This window comes from Mesorhizobium sp. P2_E6, from assembly GCF_056403835.1.
The window spans coordinates 23,460-50,415 of record NZ_JBFUEQ010000006.1 but is presented as its reverse complement, the minus strand read 5'-3'; the positions used below and the strand labels follow the sequence as shown (position 1 = coordinate 50,415).

The following is a 26,956-nucleotide window of genomic DNA, read 5'->3' as shown; positions in this document are numbered from 1 at the left end:
GTTCAGGCGAACCTCTCTACCGGCTGCTTTGCACGTCCGACCCGACATAGGCGATGCGCAGCATGTTGGTCGAACCGGGGGTCCTCAGTGGCACGCCGGCGGTGATGATGACACGATCGCCCGGCTTGCCGAAACCTTCGTCGAAGGCGATGCGGCACGCGCGGTTGACCATGTCGTCGAGGTCGCTGGCATCGGGCGAGACGACGCAATGAGTGCCCCACAGCAGCGACAGCCGCCGCGCCGTGTTGAGGATCGGCGACAGCGCGATGATCGGCACCTGCGGACGCTCGCGGGCGGCGCGCAGGCCGGTGGTGCCGGACGCCGTGTAGGTGATGATTGCCGACAGTTTCAGCGTCTCGGCGATCTCGCGGGCGGCCAGCGAAATGGCGTCGGCGCCGGTTGCTTCCGGCTCGGAGCGCTGCGCGTTGATGATGCCGGCATAGGTCGGATCGGTTTCGACCTTGGTGGCGATGCGGTCCATCATCGCCACCGCTTCGACCGGATAGGCGCCTGCGGCGGACTCCGCCGACAGCATGATGGCATCGGCGCCTTCGAAGACGGCGATCGACACATCGGACACCTCGGCGCGGGTCGGCACGGGGGCGGTGATCATCGATTCCAGCATCTGCGTTGCAACCACCACCGGCTTGCCGGCGCGGCGCGCGGCGCGCGTGATCTGCTTCTGGATGCCAGGCACCGCCTCGAGCGGCATTTCGACACCGAGATCGCCGCGGGCGACCATCAGGGCATCGGACAGTTCGATAATCTCGGCCAGCCGCGCAACGGCCTGCGGCTTTTCGATCTTGGCCATGATCAGTGCCCGGCCGCGCGCGATCTTGCGCGCTTCGGCCAGATCCTCCGGCCGCTGCACGAACGACAGCGCAACCCAGTCGACGCCCGTCGACAGAACGGCATCGAGATCCTTGCGGTCCTTCTCGGTCAGCGCGCCGACCGGCAGATCGGTATCTGGCAGGCTGACGCCTTTCTTGTCGGAAATCGTGGTGCCGGCAATGACCGTGCAGACGATCGACTTGCCGTCGCTTCTCACCGCCTTCAATTCGAGCTTGCCGTCATCGATCAGCAAGCGATGACCAGCTTCTACCGAGCTCAGGATTTCGGGATGCGGCAGGTAGACCCTGGTTGATGTGCCCGGCTCGGGATTGTTGTCGAGCGTGAAGGTCTGGCCGACGGTCAGCACTTCCTTGCCATTGGCGAACTTGCCGACGCGCAGCTTGGGGCCTTGCAGGTCGGCCAGAATACCGATCGGCCGGCCGACCGCTTCCTCGACGGTACGGATGCGTCCGACCAGCGTGCGCATCAGCTCGTGATCGGTATGGCTCATATTGATGCGGAACACATCGGCGCCCGCTTCGAACAATTTCTTCAGCATCTCCTCCGACGAGGAGGCCGGACCGATGGTGGCTAGGATCTTGACCTTGCGGCTACGTCTCATTGACTGTTTGTTCCCGGGGTGGCTGGAGCGCCTCCCGTTGCGGGCTCATCGGTCAGCTGGACCATCCAGCTTGCCTGTTCGCCCGTGTCATATTCCTGGAATCCGGCGCGCTGAAAGCCCCGTGCGACGCAATCGGTTACGCCCGCGATCTTGAACTCTTTTTCAGCCACGCACATGTTGATCGGGCCGTCCCAGCGTCCACCGCGTTCGGCGTCTTCTGCATAAAGATAGTAAAACCTTGATGACAGCGGCCCTTCGATCAGCGTCTTGCAGCTCGATCCCTCGATGTGCCACCAGCCCTCGGTGATCCAGCCGGCCTTGGCGCGATAGCCGATGCCGACGCCGACCAGGTTCTGCGTGGCGTTGCAGACACGGAAATCGGCGCGCGCCGGCGAGGCCATGACCATCGCCGACAGGCCCACGGCAAGGATCAGGAGCGGCGTGGCAAAGGCAGAGCGCCCGCGCTGCCTGCCGGCGGAACCCATCCGAAAACCCCTCAAGAACCACATCTGCATCTCTCTGCGCCCCTTTTCGGAAAAGTCCGGGCGCATGTCAACGCGCCGTTTTGTCCAATTCCAATCGATTTAGAAAGGCTCCGGCGCACAATTCGCCGACTTCTGCCAGATTTCCCGGGAAACCTTGGCCAAACAACGGCATTGCGCAAGCGTCGTCTTCGTGGAATGACGATAGCACCCTCCCCGGAAGCCAGCGAACAGACCATTTCCCGCCAATGACCCGATCCACAGTTTTCGCGCCTTTCGACATCGTCGAAGGCGACCGCAAGCGAGGCATTGTGCTTCTGGGCGACCATGCCCGCCGCGATCTGCCGGAGAACTATGGCAGCCTCGGCCTGCCGGCCGCGGAGTTCGACCGTCACATCGCCTATGATATCGGCGTCGAGGCGGTGACGCGCGAACTGGCTGCCTTGCTCGGCGTGCCGGCGGTGCTCGCCAATTTCTCGCGGCTGCTGATCGACCCCAACCGCGGCGAGGACGATCCGACGCTCATTCGCCAGCTTTATGACGGCACCGTCGTGCCCGGGAATTACCCAATTGCTGCCGAGGAGCGCGAAAGGCGGCTCGACGCCTTCTACCGGCCCTATCACGACGCCGTCGGCGCCATGATTGCCTCGGTCGCGCAGGCCTCTGCCCAGACGCCCTTCATCTTCTCGGTGCATTCCTTCACCCCGGCCATGCAAGGGATCCAACGTCCCTGGCATGTCGGCATCCTGTGGGATCGGGATGACCGGGTGGCGCGGCCGCTGATCGACATGCTGGCCGCCGACAAGAGCCTCGTGGTTGGCGACAACGAACCCTATGACGGCGCGTTGCGCGGCGACACCATGTACAAGCACGCCATCATCAACGGCTTCGCCCATGCGCTGATCGAGATCCGCCAGGACCTGATATCGGACCAGACGGGCGCGATCGCCTGGGCGCAGCGCCTGGCGCCGATCGTTGACGCGATCGACCGCCGTCCCGATATACATGTGGTCAAGCAATTCGGCTCCCGCACCGGGCCGCTTTAAAGCCGCAAGGAGGTTTCGATGACCGAACTCAGCGACGAGCAGAAGCGCGATTTCGAGGCTGCCGCCTTTCGCCGGCTGGTCGAACACCTGCGCGAGCGCAACGACGTACAGAACATCGACTTGATGAACCTCGCCGGCTTCTGCCGCAACTGCCTGTCGAACTGGTATCGCGAAGCCGCTGAGGCCGAAGGCGTCGGCCTGTCCAAGGACCAGTCGCGCGAGATCGTCTACGGCATGCCCTATGCTGAATGGCAGGCGATCAACCAGACCGAGGCCTCCGATGCCAAGAAGGCTGAATTCGAGGCGCGGCGGCCCAAGGACCACTAATTAGCCCTCGACATTACCGGCCATTTCCAAGGCTGTGTTTGGCCCAAATGCTTTTCCGAAAGACCGCTTGACTGAAAATTGAATCGATCTAATTTGCCGCGCAAAGCTATTTCTTGACCGGATTCGAGCCATGGACGCGCAAAACGCCATCCAGACTGCCATTCGCGGACGATGGGCCGTGGCAGCCATTTTCCTCGCCAACGGCTTCCTGACCGGCAGCTGGGCGCCGCAGATCCCGGTGTTTCTGACACGGCTGGAGATCACGAAGTTCACGCTCGGCCTGCTGATCCTGCTGTTCGGCGCCGGCGCGGTCACCGCTATGACCTGGTGCGGCCACCTAATCTCGAAACATGGTTCGCGCACCGTGCTGCGCTGGTTCGGTCTTTGCGGCAGCCTTGGGCTGCTGGTTGTGGCGCTGGCCCCCAACGTGCCGCTGGCGGCTATCGCCATGTTCATCTTCGGCGGCTCGATCGGCGGCATGGACGTCGCCATGAATGCCAATGCGGTGGTGGTCGAACGGCGGCTTTCGCGCGCCATCATGTCATCCTCGCACGGCTTCTGGAGCCTTGGCGGTTTCGCCGGCGGCGGCCTTGGCGGCTTTGCCATCCAGCACTACGGCCACCTCGCTCACGCTGCGGTGGTGACAGCGCTCGCCTTCGCGGTGATCGCGGTGGCGGTTCGCCATCTGGTCGCCGAGGACAGGCCGCAGGCGACCGAGCATCACAAATTCGCGCTGCCGGGAAATCCGCTGGTCTACCTCGTCGGCCTGATGGCGCTGCTGACGATGATCTCCGAAGGCGCGGTGCTCGACTGGGCGGCACTGTATCTCAGGCAGGAACTTGGTGCAGACCTTGCCGTTGCCGGTCTCGCCTATGCAGCCTTCTCAGGTGTCATGGCGATCATGCGCTTCTTCGGCGACGGCGTTCGCAACCGCCTCGGCGCGGTGATGACGTTGCGCGCGTCGGCGCTCGTCGCTGCCACCGGCATGCTGATCGCCGGGCTGTCACCCTCGCCCTGGCTTGCTATCGCGGCCTTTGCCTTGTGCGGCTTCGGCATCGCCAACATGGTGCCGATCATCTTTTCGGCTGGCGGCAACCAGGAAGGCATGTCGTCGGGCACCGGCATGAGCGTGGTCACCACCATGGGCTATTCCGGCATTTTGGTGGCACCGTCGGCGATCGGTTTCGTTGCCGAGCATTTCAGCTTCGGCCCGATCTTCATCGCCATGTCGGGGCTACTGGTCGTCGTGCTGCTGATGGCCGGGCTTGCTCACCGCGCCGAATTCGCGCCCGACGCCACGCCGGCCGAGTAGCATTTGAGTTCCTCGTAGAGGAAATCCGCCACGCGGCGGATGCGCACGCTGGTGCGCACGTCGCGATGCATGGCCAGCCATACCGGCAGCACCGGCAGCGGCAGGCCAGGCAGCACCTTTTCCATCAATGGATCACGGTCGGCCAGCGGCTCCTGGCCGAGGCCAATGCCGTTTCCCGCCCGCACAGCTTCCCACAAGACGATCTGGTTGTCGGCCCTGAAGCGGAAGCTGTTCCGGGTGACAGGGATACTATACTGGGTGAAGCCCCTGATCATCTCGTCGCTGCGGTCGAAGCCGATAAGGGCGTGCTCGACAAGGTCGGCAGGCTCCAGCGGGCGGCCGCGCCTGTCGAGATAGGATTTGGCCGCGCAGGCGCAGAGCCTGATATCGCAGACCTTGCGCGCCAGCAACTCGTTCTGCCCCGGCTTGACCATGCGGATGGCGATGTCGGCATCGCGGCGCAACAGGTTCTCGACCTGGTTCGAAGCAACGATCTCGACCTCGATGCCGGGCTCCTCGATGCCGAGCCGCGCCGTTATCTCCGGCAGCACATAAGCTGCCACCACCTCGCTGGCGGCAATGCGCACCGTGCCTTCGATCGCCTCGACCGACCCCAGCGCCAGCAGCGAAAAGGCGCTTGCCTGCTCGCTCACCGCCTTGCCGCGCTCGAACAGCGTGCTGCCGGCTTCCGTCAGTTCATAGCCGCGGCGCCCACGCCGGAACAGCGTGATGTCAAGCGCCTGCTCAAGCTCGGCGATATGGCGGCCAAGCGTCGGCTGGCTGGCCGAGAGCTTCCGAGCGGCGGCCGACAGGCTGCCGGTCTCAGCCACAGTGACAAAGCTCTTGATCAAGTTCCAGTCGATTTCTTTCATTCATTTATGAATATCAAACCTCCATACATAGTCAATTTCCATTCGCCCACGAGGAGACCATATTCGAGCTGCAAAACATCGACACGGAGACAAAAAATGACCAAGATCGCAATTCTCGGTGCCAATGGCCGGCTCGGCCGTGTGGTCGCCAGGGCCTTCATCGATGCGGGTTATGACGTCCGCGCCATCACCCGCAGCGGTAAGGTGCCGGCCGAACTCAAGGGCGCCACGGCCGTTGCCGGCGACGCGCTCGACCGCGAAGCCCTGATCCGCGCCACGCAAGGCGTCGACATCATCTTCAACGGCCTCAACCCGATCTACACCGACTGGGGCAAGTGCCTGCCGATGGCCGAAAACGTCATGGCCGCCTGCCACGCGAACGGCGCGCTGCACCTCTTCCCCGGCACCGTCTACAATTACGGCTCGCCGATGCCGGCGGTGATCACCGAGGACACGCCCTTCCACCCGACGACGGAAAAGGGCCGCATCCGCTGTGCCATGGAAGACCTATTCCGCCGCGAGGCGAAGGCCGGACGTGTCCGCACCATTCTCTTGCGGGCCGGCGACTTCTTCGGCGGCACCGGCAGCGGGTCATGGTTCGATCTGGTCGTCGCCGCCAAGATGAACAAGGGCATCTATACCGCGCCCGGTCCGGTCGATCTGGTGCATGAATGGGCTTACCTGCCGGACTTCGCCGTAGGCTTCGTCGCGTTGGCGCGCAATCTCGACAAGCTCGGCTTCTATGAGGCGCTGAACTTTCCAGGCCATGCAATCACCGATCTGGAACTCAAGGCCGCGTCAGAGAAGGCGCTTGGCCGAGCACTCAAGATGACCTCGATGCCTTGGTGGGTGCTGCGTGCCGGCAGCCCGTTCGTGGCGATGTGGCGCGAGATCGTCTCGATGTCCTATCTGCGCTTCGAGCCGCATCGGCTGGTCTCGACGCGGCTGGAACATATCATCGGCGAGACTCCGCACACGCCGTTGGATCAGGCGGTCGCCGAGGCTCTCGAGGACATCGGCATCGCCACGGTGAATGGCGTTGCGAAAGCTGCCTGATAGGCACGTCGGCGGGCGCAGCTATGCCCGCCCGTCTGTCCACACCCATCTCGCCACCGAATGAGGGCGGCTCAGAGCCGCCCCATCAACAGCAGCACCAGAAGCACCACCAGCACGACACCGACAATGCCCGACGGCCCATAACCCCAGGAGCGCGAATGCGGCCAGGCCGGTATCGCGCCAATGAGGACAAGGATCAGGACGATGATGAGGATGGTGGTGATCGGCATAAAGAACTCCCCGCACTGACATTTTGCTCAAGGGACAATGCAAAAGGCCGCCCGGTTGTTCCGGGCGGCCTTTGCGTCGGAGGTTCGCAGGCAGGTCTATTCGGCTGCCTTCGGAAAGGCGATAGCCGGCTCGCTGCCCACATCCGTATCGGGCGTCTCGGTCGACGAGACCTTTCCCTTGCCGCGCCGGAATAACCGACGGAAAAACGCGTAGAAGCGGCTGTTCTTGCTGCGCGTGAAGATCATCAGCATCGACGGCGTCACCACCAGCGTCAGCAAGGTCGCAAAGGACAGGCCGAAGACGATCGCCGACGACAGCGAGATCCACCATTGCGTCGACGGCGCGTTGATGGTCGTCTCATGATGGAAGATTTCGAGACCGAGGCCAAAGGCGATCGGCAGCACGCCGAGGATCGCCGACACCGCCGTCAGCACCACGGGACGGGCCCGTTCGCGGCAGGTCTGCAGCACCGCTTCCATCTTGTCCCAGCCTTCTTCACGCAGCCGGTCATAGGTGTCGATCAGCACGATGTTGTTGTTCACCACCACACCGGCCAGCGCGATCACGCCGATGCCCGACATCACGATGCCGAAGGCCTCTCCCGTCAACAGCAGCCCCAGGAACACGCCGATCGTCGCCATGACCACGCAGGACAGCACCATCAGCACGCTGGTGAATTTGTTGAACTGCATCAGCAGTACGAGGAAGATCAGGAAGATGGCCGCGCCGAAGGCCTTGCCGAGGAAGGCGCTGGCCTCCGCACTGTCCTCGTTGGAACCGGCCAGCTTCCAGCGTATGCCGCTGCCGAGATCCATATCGGCGACAGCCTTGGTGACCTCCTGCTGCACGGCCGCGACCTGGGTGCCGGCGGCGACGTTTGCTTGGACGACCACCGTGCGGGCGCCGTCGATGCGGTTGAGGATACCAACGGTCGGTTCGGGCTTACGCACGACGAAATTCGAGATCGGCACCGAACCTTGCGAGGTCTGTACCCTCAACTCGTCGAGCGTCGACAGTGTGCGCCGGTCTTCGGGCAGGCGCAGCCGGATGTCGACGGCATCGTCGGCGCCGGCCGGCCGGTATTCCGAGAGCTTCAGGCCGTTGGTCACCAGTTGCACCACGGTTCCCACGGAAGTCGGGCTGATGCCGTACTGCGCCGCCTTGGCGCGGTCGACCTCGAGCGCCCAGTCGACGCCGGGCGGCGGCAGGCCGTCGGAAATGTCGATGACGCCGGGCACCTTGGCAATGCGCGCCGCGACGGCGCGCGCCTTGTCGTCAAGCCCCTTGGGATCGATCGCCGAAAGCCTGATCTGGATCGGCTTGCCGGTTGGCGGACCGGCTTCAGGTACACGAACCTCGACATCGACACCGGGAATGCCGGCCATGACGCCGCGCAAATCGCTCAGGATCTGGTTCGCCGACTTGCGCTCGCGCCAGTCGATGAATTCATACTGAATGACGCCGACCACGTCTTCCGGAACATCCTGCCCGCCGCCTTGCGTCTTGCCGACGCGGGTGTAGACCGATTTGATGCCGGGCCAGCCGAGCAGCCTGTTTTCGGCGGTCTTGGTCGCGGTATCCATTTCGGCCAGCGAAAGGTTGCCGCGAGCGTGCACGTAGAGCAGGCCGTAGTCTGGCTCGACACTGGGGAAAAACTCGACACCGGCGCCATATTTCGAATAGGCAAAGCCGACGCCGAACAGCAGCGCCACGGTCAGCACCAGCACGGTGATGGGGAACCGCACCGCCTGCTTGACGATGGCCATGTACCAGCCGTCGCGATTGTCATCCGCATGGTGCTCGGGTGCCTTGGCGAAGATCGCCCCCAGCGTCGGCGCGAACACCAGCGCGTAGAGCATCGACGCCGACAGCGTGACAATCAGCGTGATCGGCATGTACTTCATGAAGTCGCCGATGATGCCCGGCCAGAACAGCAGCGGCGAGAAGGCGGCGATGCGCGTCATCGTCGCGGCGATGACCGGACCGGCCATGCGCTTGGCAGCAAGCGCGAAAGCTTCCGCCTTCGGCATGCCCTCGCCCATCCGCCGCTCGGCGAATTCGGTGACGATGATGGCATCGTCGACAAGCATGCCGACCGCCAGGATCAGGCTGAACAGCACGATCATGTTGATCGTGTAACCCATCATCGCAAGCAACAGGATGCCGATCAGGAACGATGATGGAATGGCCAGGCCGATCAACAATGAGGCACGGCCGGACAGCGCGTAGAGGATGACGATGAACACCAGGATGACGGCGATCATCACATGGTTCTGCAGATCGCCGAGCAGTTGGTTGACGAAGACCGACTTGTCCTGCGTGTAGGTGACATTCATGCCTTGCGGCATGGTCTTGACGAAGGCGTCGGAGACCTCCCTGACCTTGGCGAGCGTGTCGATCAGGTTGGCGCCGATGCGCTTTTTCACTTCGATGGCGATGGCAGGCTTGCCGTTGAGGCGGGTCACCGTCTCGGCATCCTTGAAGGTGGAGCGGATCGTCGCGATGTCCTTGGCCTGAACCACGGCATTGGGGCCGGCGACCACCGGCAGCGCCGCCACATCCTCGGGCGTCTCGATCAGCGACGGCACCTTGACGGCGTACTTGCCCTCGGAGCCCTCGATATTGCCGGCGGCGACCAGGCTGTTGGAGTTGCCGACCGCACCGATCAGCTGATCGAGCTGCAGCCCGTAGGAAGACAGCTTCATCGGGTCGATGACGACCTCGACGAGGTCGTCGCGCGCGCCCTGCAGCGAGCCTTCGAGAACGCCGGGCACTTCTTCGATGCGGTCGCGCAGTTCGCGCGCGGCAGCGGTCAGCACACGCTCGGGCAATTCGCCTGACAGGGTGACGACGAGGACGGGGAATTCGGAGATATTGACCTCGGTAACAACAGGTTCTTCAGCCGCCTGCGGGAGGTCGGCCTTGCCATCCTGCACCTTGCTGCGCGTGTCCTGCAGTGCCGTCGCCAGATTGGTCTGCGGCTGGAACTCGACCAGCACGTAGCCGCCGCCCTGGAAGGCGGCTGAGCGCATTTCCTTGAGGCCCTTCAGGCTCTTCAGCTTGCTTTCCATCGGCCGCAGCAGAAGACGCTCCGAATCCTCGGGCGAAATGCCTTGATAGATCAGGCTGACATACATCATCGGAATCGGAACGTCTGGTTCCGCTTCCTTTGGCGTTGACTGATAAGCAACCCAGCCTGCGAGCAGAAGGAAGACCAGAACCGAGATGGTCAGGCGGGCATTGTTGATTGCGAGTCTGACGATATCCATGGCTAACGCCTGTTTTCGAATTTCAGGAGCTGCGTCGCAGCCGATTGTCCCCGCCCAGGGCTGGTCCGTCGCGACCCCTGCTACTGCGTCCCGGCGGTCGCCTCGCCCAGCAGCTTCCGGAGGGTCGCCTGGTCGGCCTCGACCGGATTGACCACATCGCCTTCCTTCACCAGTTCCTGGCCGGCGACGATGATGCGCGCGTCGGCCGGGATGCCGCCGAGCACAAGGCCGGTCGGTGTGTCGTCGACGAGGTCGATCGGGAAGAACGCCACTTTGTTGTCCTTGCCGACGGCACGGATGCCGAGGTCGCCCTTGTCGCCCAGCGTCACCACCGAGCGCGGCAGCACGACCGCGTCGGTCGGTTGAGCGTTGAGCGCGATTTCCGCCGTCATGCCGGCGGGCACGGAGCCGTCGCCATTGGGGATCGCCACCTCGACGCGGAAAGTGCGGGTCGCCGACGAGGCGTCGCGGCTGATGTAGCGCACGGTGCCTTCGACCGTCTGGCCGCTGACCAGCCGGACATTGGCCTTGTCGCCGAGCTTGAGGTAGCCGAGGTCGCGCTCGCTGATTTCGCCGCGGGCGATCACCGGGTCAAGCTTGAGGATGGTTGCCACCTCGCCGCCCTCCATGATGGAACTGCCGAGTTCCACCGGCACTCGGTCGATAACGCCGTCGAAAGGTGCCCTCACCTCATTGCGCTCGAGTAAGGCCTGTGCCGTTTCCAGCATCGACTGCGCAGAAGTCAGGTTCGAGCGCGCTGTATCGAGCTGCAGCTTCGGCAAATTGCCTGACTTCATCAGTCGCAGAGCTGCGTCCAACTCAGCCTGGCGCTGCACTACCAATTGCTTGGCGTTGTCGACCATGGAGATCTTTTCCTCGGCCGCAAGCATCAGCACCAGATCCCCGGTCTTGACGTGCTGGCCCTGCTTGACCGGCAACTTGTCGATGACACCGGCAACGCGCGTCCCCAGCACGGCCCGCTTGTCGGCTTCGGTCAACCCGGAAATGCGAATGGCGCGCGCATAGGTCTTGCGCGGCGGCGTCACCACCGCGACGGTGCGCAACGGGGCCTTCGGCTCGGCTTCAGCCGCCTTGGGCTTGTTCGCGTCCGGCGCCTTGCCCTTCTCGACTTCGGCAGCCTTGGCTTTGTTGGCGGCTACGCTGCCGACCGACGAAAACTCGCCCGTCGCCATCCAGGCCGCGAAACCAATGAGCACAACAACGGCTGCAAGCTTGTGAAACCTGATTCTCATCGTCGTTTTTTCCACTGCGGATTCGGCCAGCGTCCTCATAACGCGGGCGCGTCGCCGATATGGGTGCGCGCCGGGCCATCTTCAATTTGCCGTGATCGGCGAAGCGCGCTTCTACATCAAAGTTGCACCGCGATATAGCCTTAAAGTTGCAAGACCATTACGGCACAGGGCAAGGTGAACCCACCGCCATCCAGTTTTCGATCGCTTGAAAGGTTGTTTCAGCCGAACCCGGAGCCGGCTCACGGTTCGACCCCGGCGCCCAGCCCCAGCCGACCAACCTGTCGTCGCGAACATGCAGCGCGATATCGTCCAAACTGCGACCGCCATTGCGCGCCGGGTCCTTGATCTGGGCGCAGATTTCGGCGGAGGATTTCCCGAACCAGGCCATCTCGGCCGGCGCCAGGCGCCAGTTCTCGGCTCCGGGCGGCCCGTGCAATGCGTTGGAATTGCTTGAGAAATGGCAAGTCGTGCAGCGCAGACCAGGATTGCCGAAGCCCGATCCGTCGTCACCGCGCTGGACATTGAAGGCGTGCACGCGCGTGCCGCCATAATGCGCACCCGACCAGCGCGGCCGGTCGTCCGCTACATGACAATCGGCGCAGCGCGGATGTGAGAACACCGCATAAATCTTGTCCCATTCGGACAGGCCCTTGGTCGTGTCGACTGTCTGGCTCGGTGGTGTTTGGCTCTCCTGTGCGGTTGCGAACGGCGCCGCGAGGACGAGCATGGCAGCAGGCGTCAGCATGATGAGGAGCCACTTCACGCGAAGGCCACCGTTTTCGATAAAGGCAGCGTGCGGATGCGCTTGCCGGTGAGCGCGAAGATGGCATTGGCCAGCGCCGGCGCGGCCGGCGGAGTGCCAACCTCGCCGACGCCGCCGATCTTGTGGAAATTTTCCAGGATGGCGACTTCGAAGACCGGGCACTGAAAGATCCGCATGGCGTCGAAATCGTGGAAGTTCGACTGTTCGACCATACCGTCGGCGAAGGTGATCTCCTGTCCCATGGCCGCTGAAAGACCGTAGATAGCGGCGGAAATCAGCTGCGCCTCGATGATGCCCGGATCGAGCGCGGTGCCGACATCGGCGGCGATCCACACCTTTTCGATGCGGATGCCGGCCGGAGTGTCCGCCACCTGGATGATCTCGCCGACCCAACTGCCGAAGGACAGCGTGAAGGCCATGCCCTTGGCCTTGCCGGCGGGCAGCGCCTCGCCCCATTTCGCCATCGCCGCGACTTTCTCCACCACCTTCACCGCCGAGGGATAGGCGGCCATCAGCCTCTTGCGCATCTCGACCGGATCGATTTTGCCGGCTGTGGCGATCTCGTCCATGAAGCCCTCATGGAAGAAACCGTTGATCGAACTGCCGACCGATCGCCAGGAGCCGACGGGAATGGAGACAGGGGCGGCGACACCGCTCACCCGATAGTTCGGGATGGTGTAGGGCTGGTCATAGGCGCCGTCGACGATGCTTTTGTCGGGTCCAAGCGGCGATATCGAGGGGAAAAGCCGGCGCAAGGTGCTGGCCATCATGGATGGCGAGGCGATCTTCATGTCGACGGCGACCGGCATGCCGTCGTCGCCGAGCCGCGCCTGGAACTTGCCGACTGCGGCCGGCCGGTAGGCGTCGTGGCGCATGTCTTCTTCACGCGTCCACGTCACCTTGACCGGACGCCCGTCTGTCGCCTTCGCCATCAGTGCGGCGCACAGCGCGTAGTCCATCTCGACGCGGCGGCCGAAACCACCGCCCATGAAGGTGGTGTGCACGGCGACCTTGTCTTGCTCGATGCCGACCGCGTTGGCGCAAAGCTGCCGCACCAGGGTCGGCGCCTGGTTGCCGCACCAGATGTCGAGGGCACCGTCCTTGAAGCGCACCGTGGCGTTCATCGGCTCCATCGTCGCATGCGCCAGATAGGGCACCGCATAGTCTGCCTCGACCATCCTTTCGCGTGGCGCGTCGGCAAACGCGGTATCGACATCGCCATTGTCACGCATCGCCGAACCCTTGGTGCCGAGCGCCTGTTTGAGCACGTCGGAAATGGCGGCGCTGCTGAGCGGATATTCGGGATCCGCCCATTGGGCGTCGATGGCATCGGCCGCCTTGAAGGCCGCCCAGGTATTTTCCGCGATGATGCCGAAGCCATGACCGTAATTCGTCTCGAGCGCTACGATCTTGATCACGCCGGGCATTTTTTCGGCTTTGGCGAGATCCGCCTTGACCGGCTTGGCCCAGAAGCGCGGGCTCATCTTGACCGTGCCGTAGAGCATGTCTGGCAGCCTGACATCGATGCCGAAGATCGGTGCCCCGGTGACCTTGGTCAGCATGTCGATGCGCTTCTGCGGCTTTCCCAGCAGTTTCCAGTCGGCCCTGTCCTTGAGCCTGACTTCGGCCGGCGGTGCCATGGCGGCGGCAGCCGCGGCAACCGCGCCATAGGTCAGCGACTTGCCAGATGCCTTATGCAGGATCGACCCATTGGCCGTTTCCAGGTCGGCGGCGGCAACGCCGAGTTTCTGCGCCGCCGCGGCGATCAGCAATTGGCGGGCTGCGGCGCCCGCCTGGCGCATCTTGTCGAAACCGTCGCGCACCGAAGCCGAGCCGCCGGTGGCCTGGATAGCAAGGAGCTTGCCGACCACGCCGAGACCTGAGCGCACCGCCTGCGCGGTCATGCTCTCGTCGAAGAAGGCGAACGGGCCGCCCTCTTCGAGGATCGCGGCGTTGTAATAGGCATAGGAGGCCGGGCCGGGCTCGACCTTGACCTGATCGAGACCGACATCGAGCTCTTCGGCGACCATGACGGCCAGCGTCGTCGAAATGCCTTGCCCCATCTCGGCGCGCGGCGCCACGATGGTGATGGTGTTGTCGGCGCCGATCTTCACATAGGGGTTGAACGTCGCCTCACCCTTGCCGAGGTCGGTCTCGAGCGGGTTCGGAAACGGTTTGCGATAATAGTAGTAGCCGACGGCCACGCCGCCCGCCACGGCAGCCGCGCCGATCAGGAACGTGCGGCGAGCAATCTTTCCGACACTGGCCATGGTCAGCGCCCCGCCGTCTTGAGTGCGGCAGCCTTCTTGATAGCCGAGCGGATCTTCGGATAGGTGCCGCAGCGGCAGAGATTGCCGCCCATGGCGTTGTCGATGTCGGCGTCGCTGGGATCGGCGACCTCGTCGAGCAGTGCCACCGCGCTCATGATCTGGCCGGCCTGGCAGTAGCCGCATTGCGCGACCTGTTCCTCCAGCCATGCCTGCTGCACGGGATGGAGCTTGTCCGCCGTGCCAATGCCTTCAATGGTGGTGACGGCGCCGCTGACCTCGCCGACCGGGAGCGAGCAGGAGCGCACCGGTTGACCGTCGACATGCACGGCGCAGGCGCCGCAGGCGGCGATGCCGCAGCCGTACTTCGGTCCGGTCTTGCCAATGAGATCGCGCAACGCCCACAGCAGCGGCATGTCGGGATCGGCGTTGATGTCGAATGACTGCCCATCGACGGTGAGGCGCATGGGGATACCCTTTTGTTGTCGTCCACAGCCCAAAGGCGAAGCGTCCTCTTGGGTCGCTTCGTCTCGATACAGATTGACAAATTACGTCATTTTGTCAATTGAGATTTTTACAGGATAATGTTGTCTCATGAATCAGATCGAAGACATCGCCGCCGCTGACCCCAAACGCGTCCGTATCCTGGACGGCGCAATGAAGGTGTTTTTGGCTTATGGCTTCTCCCGCACCACCATGGACGACATCGCCCGCGCCGCCGACATGTCGCGGCCGGCGCTCTATCTCCTGTTCAAGAACAAGACCGACATTTTCCGCGCCATCGCCATGATGGTGCTGTCGCGCTCGGTCGAGTCGGCGAAAATGGCCCTGGCCGGCGATGGCGCTTTCACTGAACGCATGACGCGAGCCATCGACGAGGCGTTCATCTCGATGATGAGCGCGGTCGTTGCGTCGCCGCACGGCGCCGAATTGCTGGACATGAAATCGAGCCTTGGCGATCTGGTCGGCTGCTGGCGCGGCGGTCTTGTCGAACATATCGCCGCCGCGATCGACGGCGAGGCTGCCAGGAACGGCGCCGATCTCACCGCCAAGGGCCTGTCGGCGCAACTGCTTGCCGACATGCTGCTCGACGGGCTGGAGGGCATGAAGGCGCGGATCAGCGATCCAGGCGGGCAGCGGCAGGCCGCCGCCGCCCTGATCAGGGTGATCGACCTGACCCTAAAAGCTGGATGAAGCCAAGAAGCCAGGCTGTGTTTTCGGGTCAGGCGCGACGGCGCTCTGCCTCCGGGTTCTTGCGCACAGCGAGGAATTCCTTGACCCGCCGGCCAGGTGCGGGACCACGCACCGGCTTGAAGCCGTCATCGAGCTCCCCTGACAGGTCGAGCGTCGGGCGCTTGCCGACCGCATCGTAATTCTCCTCCAGCCAGTCGCTGGCGGCGGTGCGGCCGAGATCGCGCATATAGCTCAGGAACGCCCATTCGGCATTGACCTTCGACGACGCCGACAGGTCCTTGAACGCCTCGTCGGCATCGATGCGGTGCATGCGGATGTCGCGGTACTCGCCATGCGGCAGGCGGCCGGCGGCGATCAGCTCCTTGACAAAGGCGATCGAGCGGAATTCGCGCAACAGCCCGGCGTTGAAGGTGATCTCGTCGATGCGGTTCTGGATCTCGTTGGCGCTCCTTGGCGTTCCTTCCCGCACCACCGGATTGATCTGCACCAGAAGCACGTCCTCGGTCGCCGCCGTCTTGAAGAACGGATAAAGCGCCGGATTGCCGCCATAGCCGCCATCCCAATAGGGTACGCCCTTGATCTCGACGGCGCGGAACAGTTGCGGCAGGCAAGCCGAGGCCATCACCGTGTCGAGATCGATCTCGCCGTCGGAAAAGACGCGCAACTGCCCGGTTTCGACATTGGTCGCCGAAATGAACAGTTCCATCGACTTGCAAGCGCGAACATTGGCGAAATTAATCTCCTTCTGCACGACGTCACGCAGCGGGTTGAGGCCGAGCGGATTGGCGACATAAGGCGAAAATACCCGCGACATGGTGTCGAAGAAGACATAGCCCGGCGTGTTCTCGATCGACCAATTGCCCCAGGCGACATCCCACGGCATGCGCTGCACCGGGCTGAACCGGCCCTTTGCCGCCACCGCGCGCCAGAAATCATCGAGCTTTTGCCGTGCTCCCTCGACGCCGCCACGCACGAAGCCGTCGGCTAGCGCCACCGCGTTCATGGCGCCGGCGCTGGTCCCGGACACCGCTGCGATCTCCAGCCTGCCATCCTCCAGCAGCCGGTCGAGCACACCCCAGGAAAAGGCCCCGTGCGAGCCGCCGCCCTGAAGCGCGATGTTGATCTTCTTGGTTTCCTCCGCCTTGCCGTTTTTCGTCATGGCGTTCCTGTCGTTTTGGATGCTGCAGGCCTCATCACGCCCGAGGATCGGGACGGTTCGGTTACAGCGGACTTATGTTGCAGTGCAGCATATAAGTCCTGACCAAGGCAAGAACACGAACACGGTCGCGTGATCACATGAAATTTCGTTCATGAAGAACCGCCTCGCCGCTTCGGAGCGGAGGAGGCGGCATCCATCGAAACAGCCAGACAGCCTCAGGCAACGAGGTCCGGCACCGGCCCGACATAGCGCGACTGCGGCCGGATCAACCGTCCGGTCGTCTGCTGTTCACGGGCGTGCGCAATCCAGCCGGCGACACGCCCGGCGGCGAAGACGTTGCTGAATGCCTCTTTGGGGAAACCCGCCGCCTCCAGCAGCAGCGCGGTGTAGAACTCGACATTGGTCTGCAATGAGCGCGACGGCTTGGCGATCCGCAGCACGTCGAGCGCGGCCTGCTCCACTGTCTCCGCGAAGGCCAGCCGGCGACCGGTTTCGCTCTCGCCGCCGAGTTGCCGCACGACCGCTTTCAGCACGTCGGCACGCGGATCGCGCACGCGGTAGATGCGATGGCCGAAGCCCATGATGCGCTCGCCATGCGCGACCTCGTCGCGCAGCCAGCCGGCGGCATCGCCATGCGCCTCGATCGCATCCAGCATCTCGATCACCGGACCGGGCGCGCCGCCATGCAGCGGCCCCTTGAGCGCGCCGAGCCCGGCCAGCACAGACGATGTCAAGCCGGCCTGCGTCGACGCGACCACGCGGGTGGCGAAGGTCGAGGCATTGAGGCCATGATCGCAGACTGTCACCAGATAGGTGTCGAGCGCCTTCGCCAGCGCCGGCGAGGCGGCACGACCGCTGAGCATCCTCAACATGTCGGCGGCATGATCGCACAGGCTGTCCGGCGCGATGGGCGTCTCATCGCGCCGTAGGCGAAGCAGGGCCGGCGTCAGCACCGCAGGCGCCGCAACCAGCCGTAGCGCGTCCGGCAAAGTCTCGCCGTCCGGCAGCAACGCCATGCCGGCGCGCATGGCGCTGTAGACGTCGAGCGGAGTCAGCAAGGGCAATGAGGGCAAAAGCCGCTCGAACACTTCTGCGCGCGCCTGGCCCAGCGCTCGCGCCAGTTCGGCATCGCCGGGAAGGTCTTCGAAGAAGCCATCGAGCAGCAGGCTGACCACTTGCGCGTAGCTCCAGCGTCCGGCCAGGTCCCGCAGGGAATGGCCGCGGATGGTCAGATGGCCGCCAAGACCATCCACATCGGAGAGAACGGTTTCAGCCGCCACAACGTCGTCGAGCCCATTCGCCATAGCCTGCCTCCTTGATCCATTTCCGTATCAGAGATAAGGCTAGGCAATCTGCCGATCAATCTTGATCAATATAATCAATATCAGAGTTCGATATGTCCGAGTGGTTGTCGCGGGAAGAGGCGCTGGAAAGGCTCAAGGTGCGGCCCCAGACACTCTACGCCTATGTCAGCCGCGGCCGCATCGGCATGCAACCGGACCGCGCCGATCCGCGCCGCAGCCAATATCGTGCCGACGACATAGCGATACTGGCAACGCGAAGGGCGCGTGGACGCAGCCCGTCGGCCATCGCCGAAAGCGCCATTGCCTGGGGCGAACCGTCGATCGTCACCTCGATCTCGACCGTCCTGCACGGTCATCTTGTCTATCGTGGCCAGGACGCCGTTGCGCTTTCAGCGAGTGCCACGCTGGAAGAAACAGCGGCAGTGCTCTGGGCGCTGCCAGAACCGGTGGCCTTCCGGGCGCCGGCGGCGGATGCGGCCCACCAACCCTGCAGGGCCTCGGCCTTTGCGCAACTTGCCGTGCTTGCCGGCCAGGGGCGGCCTTCACTCGGGCGCAGCGCCACCTCGCTGCATGCCGATGCCACGCACGCGGTCGGCGTGTTGGCCAGCGCCTTGGGCGCATCAGCGGGACCAGACCCAGTTCATCGGCGATTGGCGCGGGACTGGTCGGTGGATGCAGCGGGAGCCGATGCGATCCGCCGCGCGCTCGTCCTGCTCGCCGACCACGAACTCAACGCATCGACCTTCGCCGCCCGCGTCGCGGCCTCGACCGGAGCGCCGATGGCCGCTTGCCTGCTCGCTGGGTTGGCGACACTGTCAGGCCCTCGCCATGGCGGCGCCGGCGAAGCGGTGATGCAACTGGCCGAGGATGCGGGGCGGCACGGTGCCGAGGCGGCGATCCGGCGCTGGCTCAGCCATGACCGGCCGCTGCCGAGCTTCGGCCATCCGCTCTATCCCGACGGCGATCCCCGCGCGGCGGCATTACTGAGCGTGATCGACATCGATGATCTCTCTCAATCGCTGCGTGATGCGGCCCTTGCCGCGACCGGCGCGCGCCCGAACATCGACTTCGCATTGGCCGTGCTGACACGCGGCCTTGGCTTGCCGCGCGATGCACCGTTCCGCCTGTTCGCACTCGCACGCAGCGTCGGCTGGGCCGCGCACACGATCGAACAATTGACAAGTGGAAGTGTCATCAGGCCACGCGGCCGCTATGAGGGATTGCTGCCGCTATAGCGGCATGTGCCGGCTAGCGGGTCTTTCGATCGGAACCGCTCACGACATCGTGTCGAGCTTGCGCTGCATGGCGGCGATCTGATCCTTCAGATCCTGAAGGTCGTCGGGCTTTTCCGGTGTTTCCTTCCTGGCCGGCTCGGCCGGGGCCGCGGCTGGCGCGGAACCCGGCGGCGGGAAGGGCGTGAACAGCCGCATTGCATTCTGGAACATTTCCATGTTGCGGCGCGTCTGCTCCTCCAGCGCCTTGATCGGCGTGGTGATCTTCATCATGTCCAGCGGCGACTTGCCGAGCGCACCCTTCATCTGCTCGCGAAAGCGTTCCTGCTCCTTGGAGAAGGCCAGCATGGACTGTTCGAGGAAGCTTGGCACGATCATCTGCATCTGGTCGCCGTAATAGGCGATCAGCTGGCGCAGGAACGGGATCGGCAGCATGTTCTGCCCATCCTTGTTCTCCAGCTCGAAGATGATCTGGGTCAGCACCGGATGGGTGATGTCGTCACCGGTCTTGGCGTCCTGGACGGTGAACTCCTCGCCCTTCTTGACCATCTCGGCGAGGTCCTCGAGCGTCACATAGGTGCTGGTGCCGGTGTTGTAGAGGCGGCGATTGGCGTATTTCTTGATGATGATCGGATCGTCTTTCGCGGCCATCTGCATCCTCCCCGGGACACCGGCGCCCCCGAGTAAGCCGCCGGTAACGATTGTGCCTTTTTTGAGGATATGCGCAAAAGCCTCACAATTCCAAGCAGTTTGTGCACTGCGGCATCATTAAATGCTGCATAGCAGGCAAAATATGCTGCGCAGCAACGGACAGAGTAGCGCCATCGCAAGGTGCGATGTGCTTGCAGCGCATGGGCGCCATGCCCATTTCCGGTTTGACTTGGGTTCTGGAAAGGGCAAGAAAAGTCCTCAACGACAGAACAACACCCTTGAAGTCTGGAGAAGAAAATGTCCGCTTCCATCGTCATTGCCAGTGCGGCGCGCACGCCGGTCGGCTCCTTCAACGGCGCTTTCGCCACCACCCCGGCGCATGAGCTCGGTGCTATCGTCATCAAGGAACTGCTGTCGCGTGCCGGTGTCGAACCAGGCGAGGTCGACGAGGTCATCCTCGGCCAGGTGCTGACCGCCGCTCAGGGTCAGAACCCGGCCCGCCAGGCATCGATCAATGCCGGCTTGCCCAAGGAAACCACGGCCTGGGGCCTCAACCAGGTTTGCGGCTCGGGCCTTCGCGCCATTGCGCTCGGCATGCAGCAGATCGCCACCGGCGATGCCAAGGTGGTCATCGCCGGCGGACAGGAATCGATGTCGCTTTCGGCGCATGCCCAGCACCTGCGCGCCGGCGTCAAGATGGGCGACTTCAAGCTGATCGACACCATGATCAAGGACGGACTGTGGGATGCCTTCAACGGCTACCACATGGGCAACACCGCCGAAAACGTCGCTCGTCAGTTCCAGATCACCCGCGACGATCAGGACCAGTTCGCGCTCGCCTCGCAGAACAAGGCCGAGGCGGCGCAGAAGGCCGGCAAGTTCAAGGACGAGATCGTCGCCGTCACCATCAAGGGCAGGAAGGGCGACACCATTGTCGACCAGGACGAGTACATCCGCCACGGCGCCACGCTCGACGCCATGACCAAGCTGAAGCCGGCTTTCGACAAGGACGGTACGGTGACCGCCGCCAACGCCTCCGGCATCAATGACGGCGCCGCCGGTGCGGTGCTGATGAGCGAAGCCGAAGCGGTGAGGCGCGGCATCACCCCGCTGGCGCGCATCGTGTCCTGGGCAACCGCCGGCGTCGACCCCCAGATCATGGGCACCGGTCCGATACCGGCTTCGCGCAAGGCATTGGAGAAGGCCGGCTGGTCGGTCGGCGATCTCGACCTGATCGAGGCCAACGAGGCCTTTGCCGCCCAGGCTTGCGCCGTCAACAAGGACATGGGCTGGGATCCCTCGATCGTCAACGTCAATGGCGGCGCCATTGCCATTGGCCATCCGATCGGTGCGTCGGGTGCCCGCATCTTCAACACGCTGGTTTTCGAGATGCGCCGGCGCGGCGCCAAGAAAGGCCTCGCCACCCTGTGCATCGGCGGCGGCATGGGCGTCGCCATGTGCGTGGAAGCGCTCTAGGGATATCACCTGAACGGGCGGCGCGAGCCGCCCGGTCGGTATGCAGTGCCTGCCAAGCCCGACAACAGGGCGATATCAAAATAGGGGAAACGCATGACCAAGGTAGCAATCGTCACAGGCGGATCGCGCGGCATCGGCGCGGCGATCTCGATCGCATTGAAGAACGCCGGCTATTCGGTTGCCGCCAACTACGCCGGCAATGACGACGCGGCGGCGAAATTCAAGGCCGAGACCGGCATCCCGGTCTACAAATGGTCGGTCGCCGACTATGATTCCTGCACCGCCGGCATCAAGCAGGTCGAGGCTGATCTCGGTCCGGTCTCGGTGTTGGTCAACAATGCCGGCATCACACGCGACGCCATGTTCCACAAGATCACGCGCGAACAGTGGAAAGAGGTCATCGACACCAATTTGTCGGGCGTCTTCAACATGACGCATCCGCTGTGGAGCGGCATGCGCGACCGCAAGTTCGGCCGTGTCATCACCATCTCCTCGATCAACGGCCAGAAGGGCCAGGCCGGACAGGTGAATTATTCCGCCGCCAAGGCCGGCGACATCGGCTTTTCGAAGGCGCTCGCCCAGGAAGGGGCCCGCGCCGGCATCACCGTCAATGTCATCTGCCCCGGCTATATCGCCACCGAAATGGTCAAGGCGATCGACGAGAAGGTGCTCAACGAGCGCATCATCCCGCAGATCCCGATCGGTCGCCTCGGCGAGCCGGAAGAGATCGCGCGCTGCGTCGTCTTCCTCGCATCCGAAGATGCAGGCTTCATCACCGGCTCGACCATCACAGCCAATGGCGGCCAATACTTCGCCTGAAGCAATTCACTTCGCCTGAAGCATCCCAGGAAAAGTGTGAAGCGATTTTCTGTCCAGACGGCAGAAGCGCCGGTGTGAGTGGCGAGATCGACGGGCCGGCAAACCGGTCCGTCTTTTGCCGGCGGCTTTATGCCTTCGGCCTGCCCCACGCCGGCTGCTGACCCAATCCGGCACGCAGAGGTTAACAGCCACCGGCCGCCTTGTGCAAAAGCGGCTCTGCAGCCTGTGGATTCTTGGTGGATAAGCTGTTCGCAACACAAGATATTGGGGTGAACAAAACGGGAAGATTCTGGCATCGCCGATTCGTAGCCGGTTCGTTCCGGCTTTGAGCGGAGTGTTAACGACGACAGCCGGAATCGCCCGTCAAATCCTTAACGCCGTTTAGGAAAGGTTAACAATTTCATAATCTTGGATGAGGCTGACCAAGGCATTCCAGTCGTTCGCCGGCAAAGGTTAACGGCAGAGCTCGCCCTGCATGAAACGGGCCAGTTCGTTGATTCAGCATGTGGTGAGACTCATGGTCACAAAATCCATATGTAGCCGTGAACAAAAGCTGAATCTGGTCGAGTCACTGATTCGTGTCCGATTCGTTCCAGACTCGTTCCAACTGTTAACCCGCAGCCAATCTGGAGCCTGACAGGAGACGACTTCGAGCCGCCGGTGGAACATTCCGCTTTCGCTTCGCGCTCGAAATCCTTATGTGTCGCCTGTCATACGCGCCACTTGAGGCACGCTCCCGACAACGAGAGACCAGAAAGCCTTATTTCCAGGTCGATGAACATCCAGTCGAAACATACCGAGCCGCTGATCCTGTCGGGCCGTGACGTGACCGCCGTGCTTGGGCCGACCAACACCGGCAAGACCCATCTCGCCATCGAGCGCATGGTGGCGCACGAGAGCGGCATCATCGGCCTGCCGCTCAGGCTGCTTGCGCGTGAGGTCTATGGCCGCGTCTGCGAAAAGGTCGGCGCCCACAAGGTCGCGCTGATCACCGGCGAGGAGAAGATCCAGCCGCCCGGCGCCAAATATTCGGTCTGCACCGTCGAGGCCATGCCGCGCGAGACCGACGCCGCCTTCGTCGCCATCGACGAGGTGCAGTTGGCCAGCGATCTCGAGCGCGGCCACATCTTCACCGACCGCATCCTGCACCTGCGCGGCCGCCAGGAAACGCTGCTGCTGGGTGCGGCCACCATGCACGGCATCCTCCAGCGCCTCTTGAAGGGCGTCTCCGTGGTGACGCGGCCGAGGCTTTCGCATCTCGCCTATGCCGGCTCGAAGAAGCTGACGCGGCTGCCGCGGCGCACGGCGATCGTCGCGTTCTCCGCCGACGAGGTCTATGCCATCGCTGAATTGATCCGCCGCCAGCAGGGCGGCGCCGCCGTCGTGCTCGGCGCGCTGTCGCCTCGCACCCGCAACGCCCAGGTGGCGCTGTTCCAGTCGGGCGACGTCGACTATCTGATCGCCACCGACGCCATCGGCATGGGTCTCAACCTTGATCTCGATCATGTCGCCTTCGCCCAGAACCGCAAGTTCGACGGCTATCAGTATCGCAACCTGACGGCGGCCGAGCTTGGCCAGATCGCCGGCCGCGCCGGCCGGCATCTTCGCGACGGCACGTTTGGCGTCACCGGCCAGGTCGATCCGCTGGACGAGGATCTGGTCAAGAAGATCGAAGGCCACGACTTCGACCCGGTGAAGGTGCTGCAGTGGCGCACCGCGCATTTCGACTTCGCCAGCCTCGACGCGCTGAAACGCTCGATCGAGACCAACGCCCCGGTCGAGGGGCTGACGCGGGCACTGCCTGCCGTCGATGCGCAGGCGCTCGAGCACTTGTCGCGCGACGAGGACATCCGCGCACTCGCCACCAACGCCAAACGCGTGGCGCTGCTGTGGGAAGCCTGCGCGCTGCCCGACTACCGCAAGATCGCGCCGGCCCAGCATGCCGACCTCATTGCTTCGATCTATACGGACCTCGCCCGGCATGGCCATGTCGATGAAAATTACATGGCCGAGCAGGTGCGCCGCGCCGACACCACCGAAGGCGACATCGACACGCTGTCGCATCGCATTGCCCAGATCCGCACCTGGACATTCGTGTCGAACCGGCCCGGCTGGCTGGCCGATCAGGCACACTGGCAGGAAAAGACGCGCGAAATCGAAGACAGATTGTCGGATGCGCTGCATGAGCGGTTGACGAAACGCTTCGTAGACCGCAGGACTTCCGTCCTCATGCGGCGCCTTAGAGAAAATACCATGCCTGAAGCCGAAATTAGTCCTACCGGAACCGTCCTTGTCGAAGGCCACCATGTCGGCGAGTTGCAAGGGTTCCGCTTCACCGCCGACCAGACCGCCGGCGGCGAAGACGCCAAGGCGGTGCGCACCGCCGCCCAGAAGGCGCTGGCCGCCGAATTCGAGGCGCGCGCCGAACGCTTCGGTGCTAGCGCCAATGGCGACATCGCACTTGGCTCGGATGGCACGCTGCGCTGGATCGGCGCGCCGATCGGCACACTGGTTGCCGGCGAAGACACGCTCAAGCCGCGCCTCGTGCTGCTGGCCGACGAACAGTTGACCGGCCCGGCGCGCGACAAGGTCGCGGCGCGTGCCGAACGTTTCGTCAATTTCCAGATCGAGTTGCTGCTGAAGCCGCTGGTCGACCTGAAGAACGGCGATCAGATTGCCGGCATCGGCCGCGGTATCGCCTTCCAACTGGTTGAGAATTTCGGCCTCATCAACCGCCGCGACATTGCCGAGGAGATGAAGTCGCTCGACCAGGAGGGCCGTGCAGCCCTTCGACGGCTCGGCGTGCGCTTCGGCGCCTACCATGTCTTCGTGCCGGCGCTGATCAAGCCGGCGCCAGCCGGACTGGTGACGCTGCTGTGGGCGCTGAAGAACGACGGCAAGGACAAGCCGGGCTTTGGCGACGTGGTCCATGCACTCGCCTCCGGCCGCACCTCGGTGGTCATCGATCCCACTTTCGACAAGACCTTCTACAAGCTTGCCGGCTACCGCAATCTCGGCCGCCGCGCGGTGCGCATCGACATTCTGGAGCGGCTGGCGGATTTGATCCGCCCGGCGACCAACTGGAAGCCTGGTCTCGGCCAACGGCCGGACGGCGCCTATGACGGCCAGTCCTTCATGGTGACGCCGCCGATGATGTCGATCCTCGGCGCCACCGCCGACGACATGGAAGAGATCCTGAAAGGTCTCGGCTACCGTGCCGAGCCGAAGCCGGCCGTCGAGGTCAAGGCGCGGCTCGAGGCGCAGGACAATGCCGCGCGCGAAGCGGCGGCGGCGAAGGCCGCGGCTGAAGAGGCCACACGGGCCGAGCAGGCCAAGGCAGCGGAAGCCACGGCGGTCGACGCGGCTGCGGAGGCGCCGGTCGAAGGTTCGGAGCCGGCTGCCGCTGTCGAGGCCACCGCCGAAATTCCTGTCGAAACCATAGCGGAAGCGGCGGCCGAGCCGGTCGCGGAAGAACAACCCGAAGCGCCGGCCGAAGCCACGGAAGAAGCAGCAACGGAGGCCGTCGCCGACGCGGTCGCCAAACCCGTGCTGGCTGCCGAGCCAGAGACGGAAGCCGAACCTGTCGCGACTGCATCGGCCGAGCCAGTTTCCGAAGCTGCGCCCGCGGCTGAAGTGACGTCGGACGAGCCTGTCGTGGTAGCCGATGCAGCCGCCAGCGAGCCCGCTCCGGAAGCCGAGGCCCCAAAGCCGATCCTGTTGTGGCGTCAGGGCCGTTTCGAACAGCGCCCCCGCCATCCCGGCCGCAACAATCGCTCGCGCAACGGACAGGCGCGCGGCCGAAACGACGCGCCTGCGGATGCTGCCGGTGCGCCGGCCGCAGCCACGCCTGGAGAACGTCCTGCCCACGAGGGGCGGCGCGACGGCACCGGCAAGCCGCGCTTCGACCGCTCGAAGTTCAAGCCCAAGCCGCAGGGCGAGGGCGAGCAGCGTCGTGAAGGCCGCCCACAAGGCGAGCGCCCCGACCGACGCGAAGGTCGGCCCGACTGGAAGGGCGGCAGGCCGGATGGCAAGGGTGGCGGCCCCGATCGAGGCAAGGGCGGCGGAAAGCCGACCTTCCAGCCGAAGCCGCGCGAGGAGCGCCCGGTGCGCTTCGATCCGGACTCGCCCTTCGCCAAGCTCGCGGCTTTGCGCGACCAGCTGAAGAAGTAGACTCAGGGCTCGCGTCGATGGTTGCCCCAACGGCTGCCCGAGACCGCCAGCGCATCGACAAATGGCTGTTCTTCTCGCGCGCCGTGAAATCGCGCTCGCTGGCGGCGAAACTTGTGGTCGCCGGCCGGGTTCGCATCAATCGCGACAAAGCAGCGCAGGCCTCCGATCTGGTCAAGCCTGGAGACGTCCTGACCATCACACTTGATCGTCGGATCTTCGTCTGGAAGGTGCTGACCGCCGGCGTGCGGCGTGGTCCGGCCGAGGAGGCACGCACGCTGTACGAGGATATCTCGCCGCCGCCCGCGCCGACGGGCGAAGCCCCTCCCGATGCAATTCCGGCGCTGCGCGAGGCCGGCAGCGGCCGCCCGACGAAGAAGGAACGCCGCCAGACCGACCGCTTGCTTGGTGATGACTGATGGGTCGGCCAAAAAGTGCGCGACGATTTTGGGGCAACGAGACGCACAAAACGAACCCTGAACCCGGCAAACAAGGCACTTCGCGGGACCTGACCGATCCCTACCGGGCCTGCAGTCTGGAATTCCATTTCGGAAACGCCGATGCCACCAGGCATGGCTGCCCTTGCAAGCGGCGGGCAAAGGCGTTACCTCACGGAAAAAGCC

At 64.0% G+C, this 26,956-nt stretch carries 22 protein-coding genes; 10 read left to right on the top strand and 12 right to left on the bottom strand.

Annotated features, from left to right (window positions below; all coding sequences use genetic code 11):
* Nucleotides 1-16: 16 nt before the first annotated feature.
* On the bottom strand, nt 17-1,453 hold the full coding sequence (pyk, locus tag AC1D08_RS16155) for a pyruvate kinase (protein WP_477299971.1): 1,437 nt from the start codon (nt 1,451-1,453) through the stop codon (nt 17-19).
* On the bottom strand, nt 1,450-1,860 hold the full coding sequence (locus tag AC1D08_RS16150) for a DUF1036 domain-containing protein (RefSeq protein WP_477227838.1): 411 nt from the start codon (nt 1,858-1,860) through the stop codon (nt 1,450-1,452). Before AC1D08_RS16150 ends, pyk begins: the two co-directional genes overlap by 4 nt.
* A gap of 323 nt (nt 1,861-2,183) precedes the next feature.
* Between AC1D08_RS16150 and AC1D08_RS16145 the strand changes: the two genes are divergently transcribed.
* The 3 genes from AC1D08_RS16145 (at nt 2,184) to AC1D08_RS16135 (ending at nt 4,620) form a co-directional block, all read left to right on the top strand.
* Nucleotides 2,184-2,981 carry an N-formylglutamate amidohydrolase gene (locus AC1D08_RS16145; RefSeq protein ID WP_457153226.1) on the top strand — a complete coding sequence of 266 codons (798 nt, stop codon included), beginning with the start codon at nt 2,184-2,186 and terminating at the stop codon, nt 2,979-2,981.
* Between the two features lie 18 nt (nt 2,982-2,999).
* Complete coding sequence (locus AC1D08_RS16140; protein ID WP_457153227.1) at nt 3,000-3,308, top strand: DUF1244 domain-containing protein; 309 nt, start codon at nt 3,000-3,002, stop codon at nt 3,306-3,308.
* A 130-nt stretch (nt 3,309-3,438) separates the two neighbouring features.
* Nucleotides 3,439-4,620 carry an MFS transporter gene (locus tag AC1D08_RS16135; protein ID WP_457153228.1) on the top strand — a complete coding sequence of 394 codons (1,182 nt, stop codon included), beginning with the start codon at nt 3,439-3,441 and terminating at the stop codon, nt 4,618-4,620.
* On the opposite strand, the gene AC1D08_RS16130 is transcribed toward AC1D08_RS16135, so the two are convergent.
* The gene (locus AC1D08_RS16130; RefSeq protein WP_457153229.1) at nt 4,578-5,492 is read right to left on the bottom strand and encodes a LysR family transcriptional regulator; all 915 of its coding nucleotides are present in this window, start codon (nt 5,490-5,492) and stop codon (nt 4,578-4,580) included. The two genes, AC1D08_RS16135 and AC1D08_RS16130, sit on opposite strands and share 43 nt — an antisense overlap.
* A gap of 96 nt (nt 5,493-5,588) precedes the next feature.
* On the opposite strand from AC1D08_RS16130, the gene AC1D08_RS16125 reads away from it, so the two are divergent.
* Nucleotides 5,589-6,548: an SDR family oxidoreductase gene (locus AC1D08_RS16125; protein WP_477227710.1), complete on the top strand. Its 960-nt coding sequence runs from the start codon at nt 5,589-5,591 to the stop codon at nt 6,546-6,548.
* Between the two features lie 71 nt (nt 6,549-6,619).
* Here the strand turns inward: AC1D08_RS16125 and AC1D08_RS16120 are convergent, their stop codons facing one another.
* From AC1D08_RS16120 to AC1D08_RS16095, 6 genes are all read right to left on the bottom strand, one after another.
* The gene (locus AC1D08_RS16120; RefSeq protein WP_095089435.1) at nt 6,620-6,778 is read right to left on the bottom strand and encodes a DUF3309 family protein; all 159 of its coding nucleotides are present in this window, start codon (nt 6,776-6,778) and stop codon (nt 6,620-6,622) included.
* A 96-nt stretch (nt 6,779-6,874) separates the two neighbouring features.
* The gene (locus tag AC1D08_RS16115; protein WP_477227709.1) at nt 6,875-10,048 is read right to left on the bottom strand and encodes an efflux RND transporter permease subunit; all 3,174 of its coding nucleotides are present in this window, start codon (nt 10,046-10,048) and stop codon (nt 6,875-6,877) included.
* Between the two features lie 80 nt (nt 10,049-10,128).
* A complete protein-coding gene (locus AC1D08_RS16110) occupies nt 10,129-11,301 on the bottom strand; it encodes an efflux RND transporter periplasmic adaptor subunit (protein WP_457151511.1) in 1,173 nt (390 codons plus the stop codon).
* Nucleotides 11,302-11,458: 157 nt separating this feature from the next.
* The gene (locus tag AC1D08_RS16105) at nt 11,459-12,064 is read right to left on the bottom strand and encodes a hypothetical protein (RefSeq protein WP_477227708.1); all 606 of its coding nucleotides are present in this window, start codon (nt 12,062-12,064) and stop codon (nt 11,459-11,461) included.
* Nucleotides 12,061-14,334 (bottom strand): xanthine dehydrogenase family protein molybdopterin-binding subunit, encoded by a 2,274-nt coding sequence (locus AC1D08_RS16100; protein WP_457151513.1) that lies wholly within the window; start codon nt 14,332-14,334, stop codon nt 12,061-12,063. Before AC1D08_RS16100 ends, AC1D08_RS16105 begins: the two co-directional genes overlap by 4 nt.
* A 2-nt stretch (nt 14,335-14,336) precedes the next feature.
* A complete protein-coding gene (locus AC1D08_RS16095; RefSeq protein WP_457151514.1) occupies nt 14,337-14,798 on the bottom strand; it encodes a (2Fe-2S)-binding protein in 462 nt (153 codons plus the stop codon).
* A 127-nt stretch (nt 14,799-14,925) separates the two neighbouring features.
* Between AC1D08_RS16095 and AC1D08_RS16090 the strand changes: the two genes are divergently transcribed.
* A complete protein-coding gene (locus tag AC1D08_RS16090; RefSeq protein WP_457151515.1) occupies nt 14,926-15,525 on the top strand; it encodes a TetR/AcrR family transcriptional regulator in 600 nt (199 codons plus the stop codon).
* A 28-nt stretch (nt 15,526-15,553) separates the two neighbouring features.
* On the opposite strand, the gene AC1D08_RS16085 is transcribed toward AC1D08_RS16090, so the two are convergent.
* Together AC1D08_RS16085 and AC1D08_RS16080 are read right to left on the bottom strand one after the other, a co-directional pair.
* Nucleotides 15,554-16,684 (bottom strand): patatin-like phospholipase family protein, encoded by a 1,131-nt coding sequence (locus AC1D08_RS16085; protein WP_095089447.1) that lies wholly within the window; start codon nt 16,682-16,684, stop codon nt 15,554-15,556.
* Nucleotides 16,685-16,899: 215 nt separating this feature from the next.
* Nucleotides 16,900-17,988, bottom strand: a complete 1,089-nt coding sequence (locus tag AC1D08_RS16080) for a citrate synthase/methylcitrate synthase (RefSeq protein ID WP_457151516.1) — start codon at nt 17,986-17,988, stop codon at nt 16,900-16,902.
* A 92-nt stretch (nt 17,989-18,080) separates the two neighbouring features.
* On the opposite strand from AC1D08_RS16080, the gene AC1D08_RS16075 reads away from it, so the two are divergent.
* Nucleotides 18,081-19,223: a citrate/2-methylcitrate synthase gene (locus AC1D08_RS16075; protein ID WP_457151517.1), complete on the top strand. Its 1,143-nt coding sequence runs from the start codon at nt 18,081-18,083 to the stop codon at nt 19,221-19,223.
* 39 nt (nt 19,224-19,262) lie between these two features.
* Here the strand turns inward: AC1D08_RS16075 and phaR are convergent, their stop codons facing one another.
* Nucleotides 19,263-19,871, bottom strand: coding sequence for a polyhydroxyalkanoate synthesis repressor PhaR (phaR, locus tag AC1D08_RS16070; protein WP_457151518.1), 609 nt, complete (start codon nt 19,869-19,871; stop codon nt 19,263-19,265).
* Nucleotides 19,872-20,168: 297 nt separating this feature from the next.
* Between phaR and AC1D08_RS16065 the strand changes: the two genes are divergently transcribed.
* The 4 genes from AC1D08_RS16065 to AC1D08_RS16050 all read left to right on the top strand — a co-directional run bounded on the left by AC1D08_RS16065 (nt 20,169) and on the right by AC1D08_RS16050 (nt 26,752).
* Entirely contained in the window at nt 20,169-21,347 is a 1,179-nt protein-coding gene (locus tag AC1D08_RS16065; RefSeq protein WP_457151519.1) for an acetyl-CoA C-acetyltransferase, read from the top strand.
* A 93-nt stretch (nt 21,348-21,440) separates the two neighbouring features.
* Nucleotides 21,441-22,166: an acetoacetyl-CoA reductase gene (gene phbB / locus AC1D08_RS16060; RefSeq protein WP_477227704.1), complete on the top strand. Its 726-nt coding sequence runs from the start codon at nt 21,441-21,443 to the stop codon at nt 22,164-22,166.
* A 774-nt stretch (nt 22,167-22,940) separates the two neighbouring features.
* Nucleotides 22,941-26,336 (top strand): helicase-related protein, encoded by a 3,396-nt coding sequence (locus AC1D08_RS16055; protein ID WP_457151521.1) that lies wholly within the window; start codon nt 22,941-22,943, stop codon nt 26,334-26,336.
* Between the two features lie 17 nt (nt 26,337-26,353).
* Nucleotides 26,354-26,752: an RNA-binding S4 domain-containing protein gene (locus tag AC1D08_RS16050; protein ID WP_095089461.1), complete on the top strand. Its 399-nt coding sequence runs from the start codon at nt 26,354-26,356 to the stop codon at nt 26,750-26,752.
* Nucleotides 26,753-26,956 lie beyond the last annotated feature (204 nt).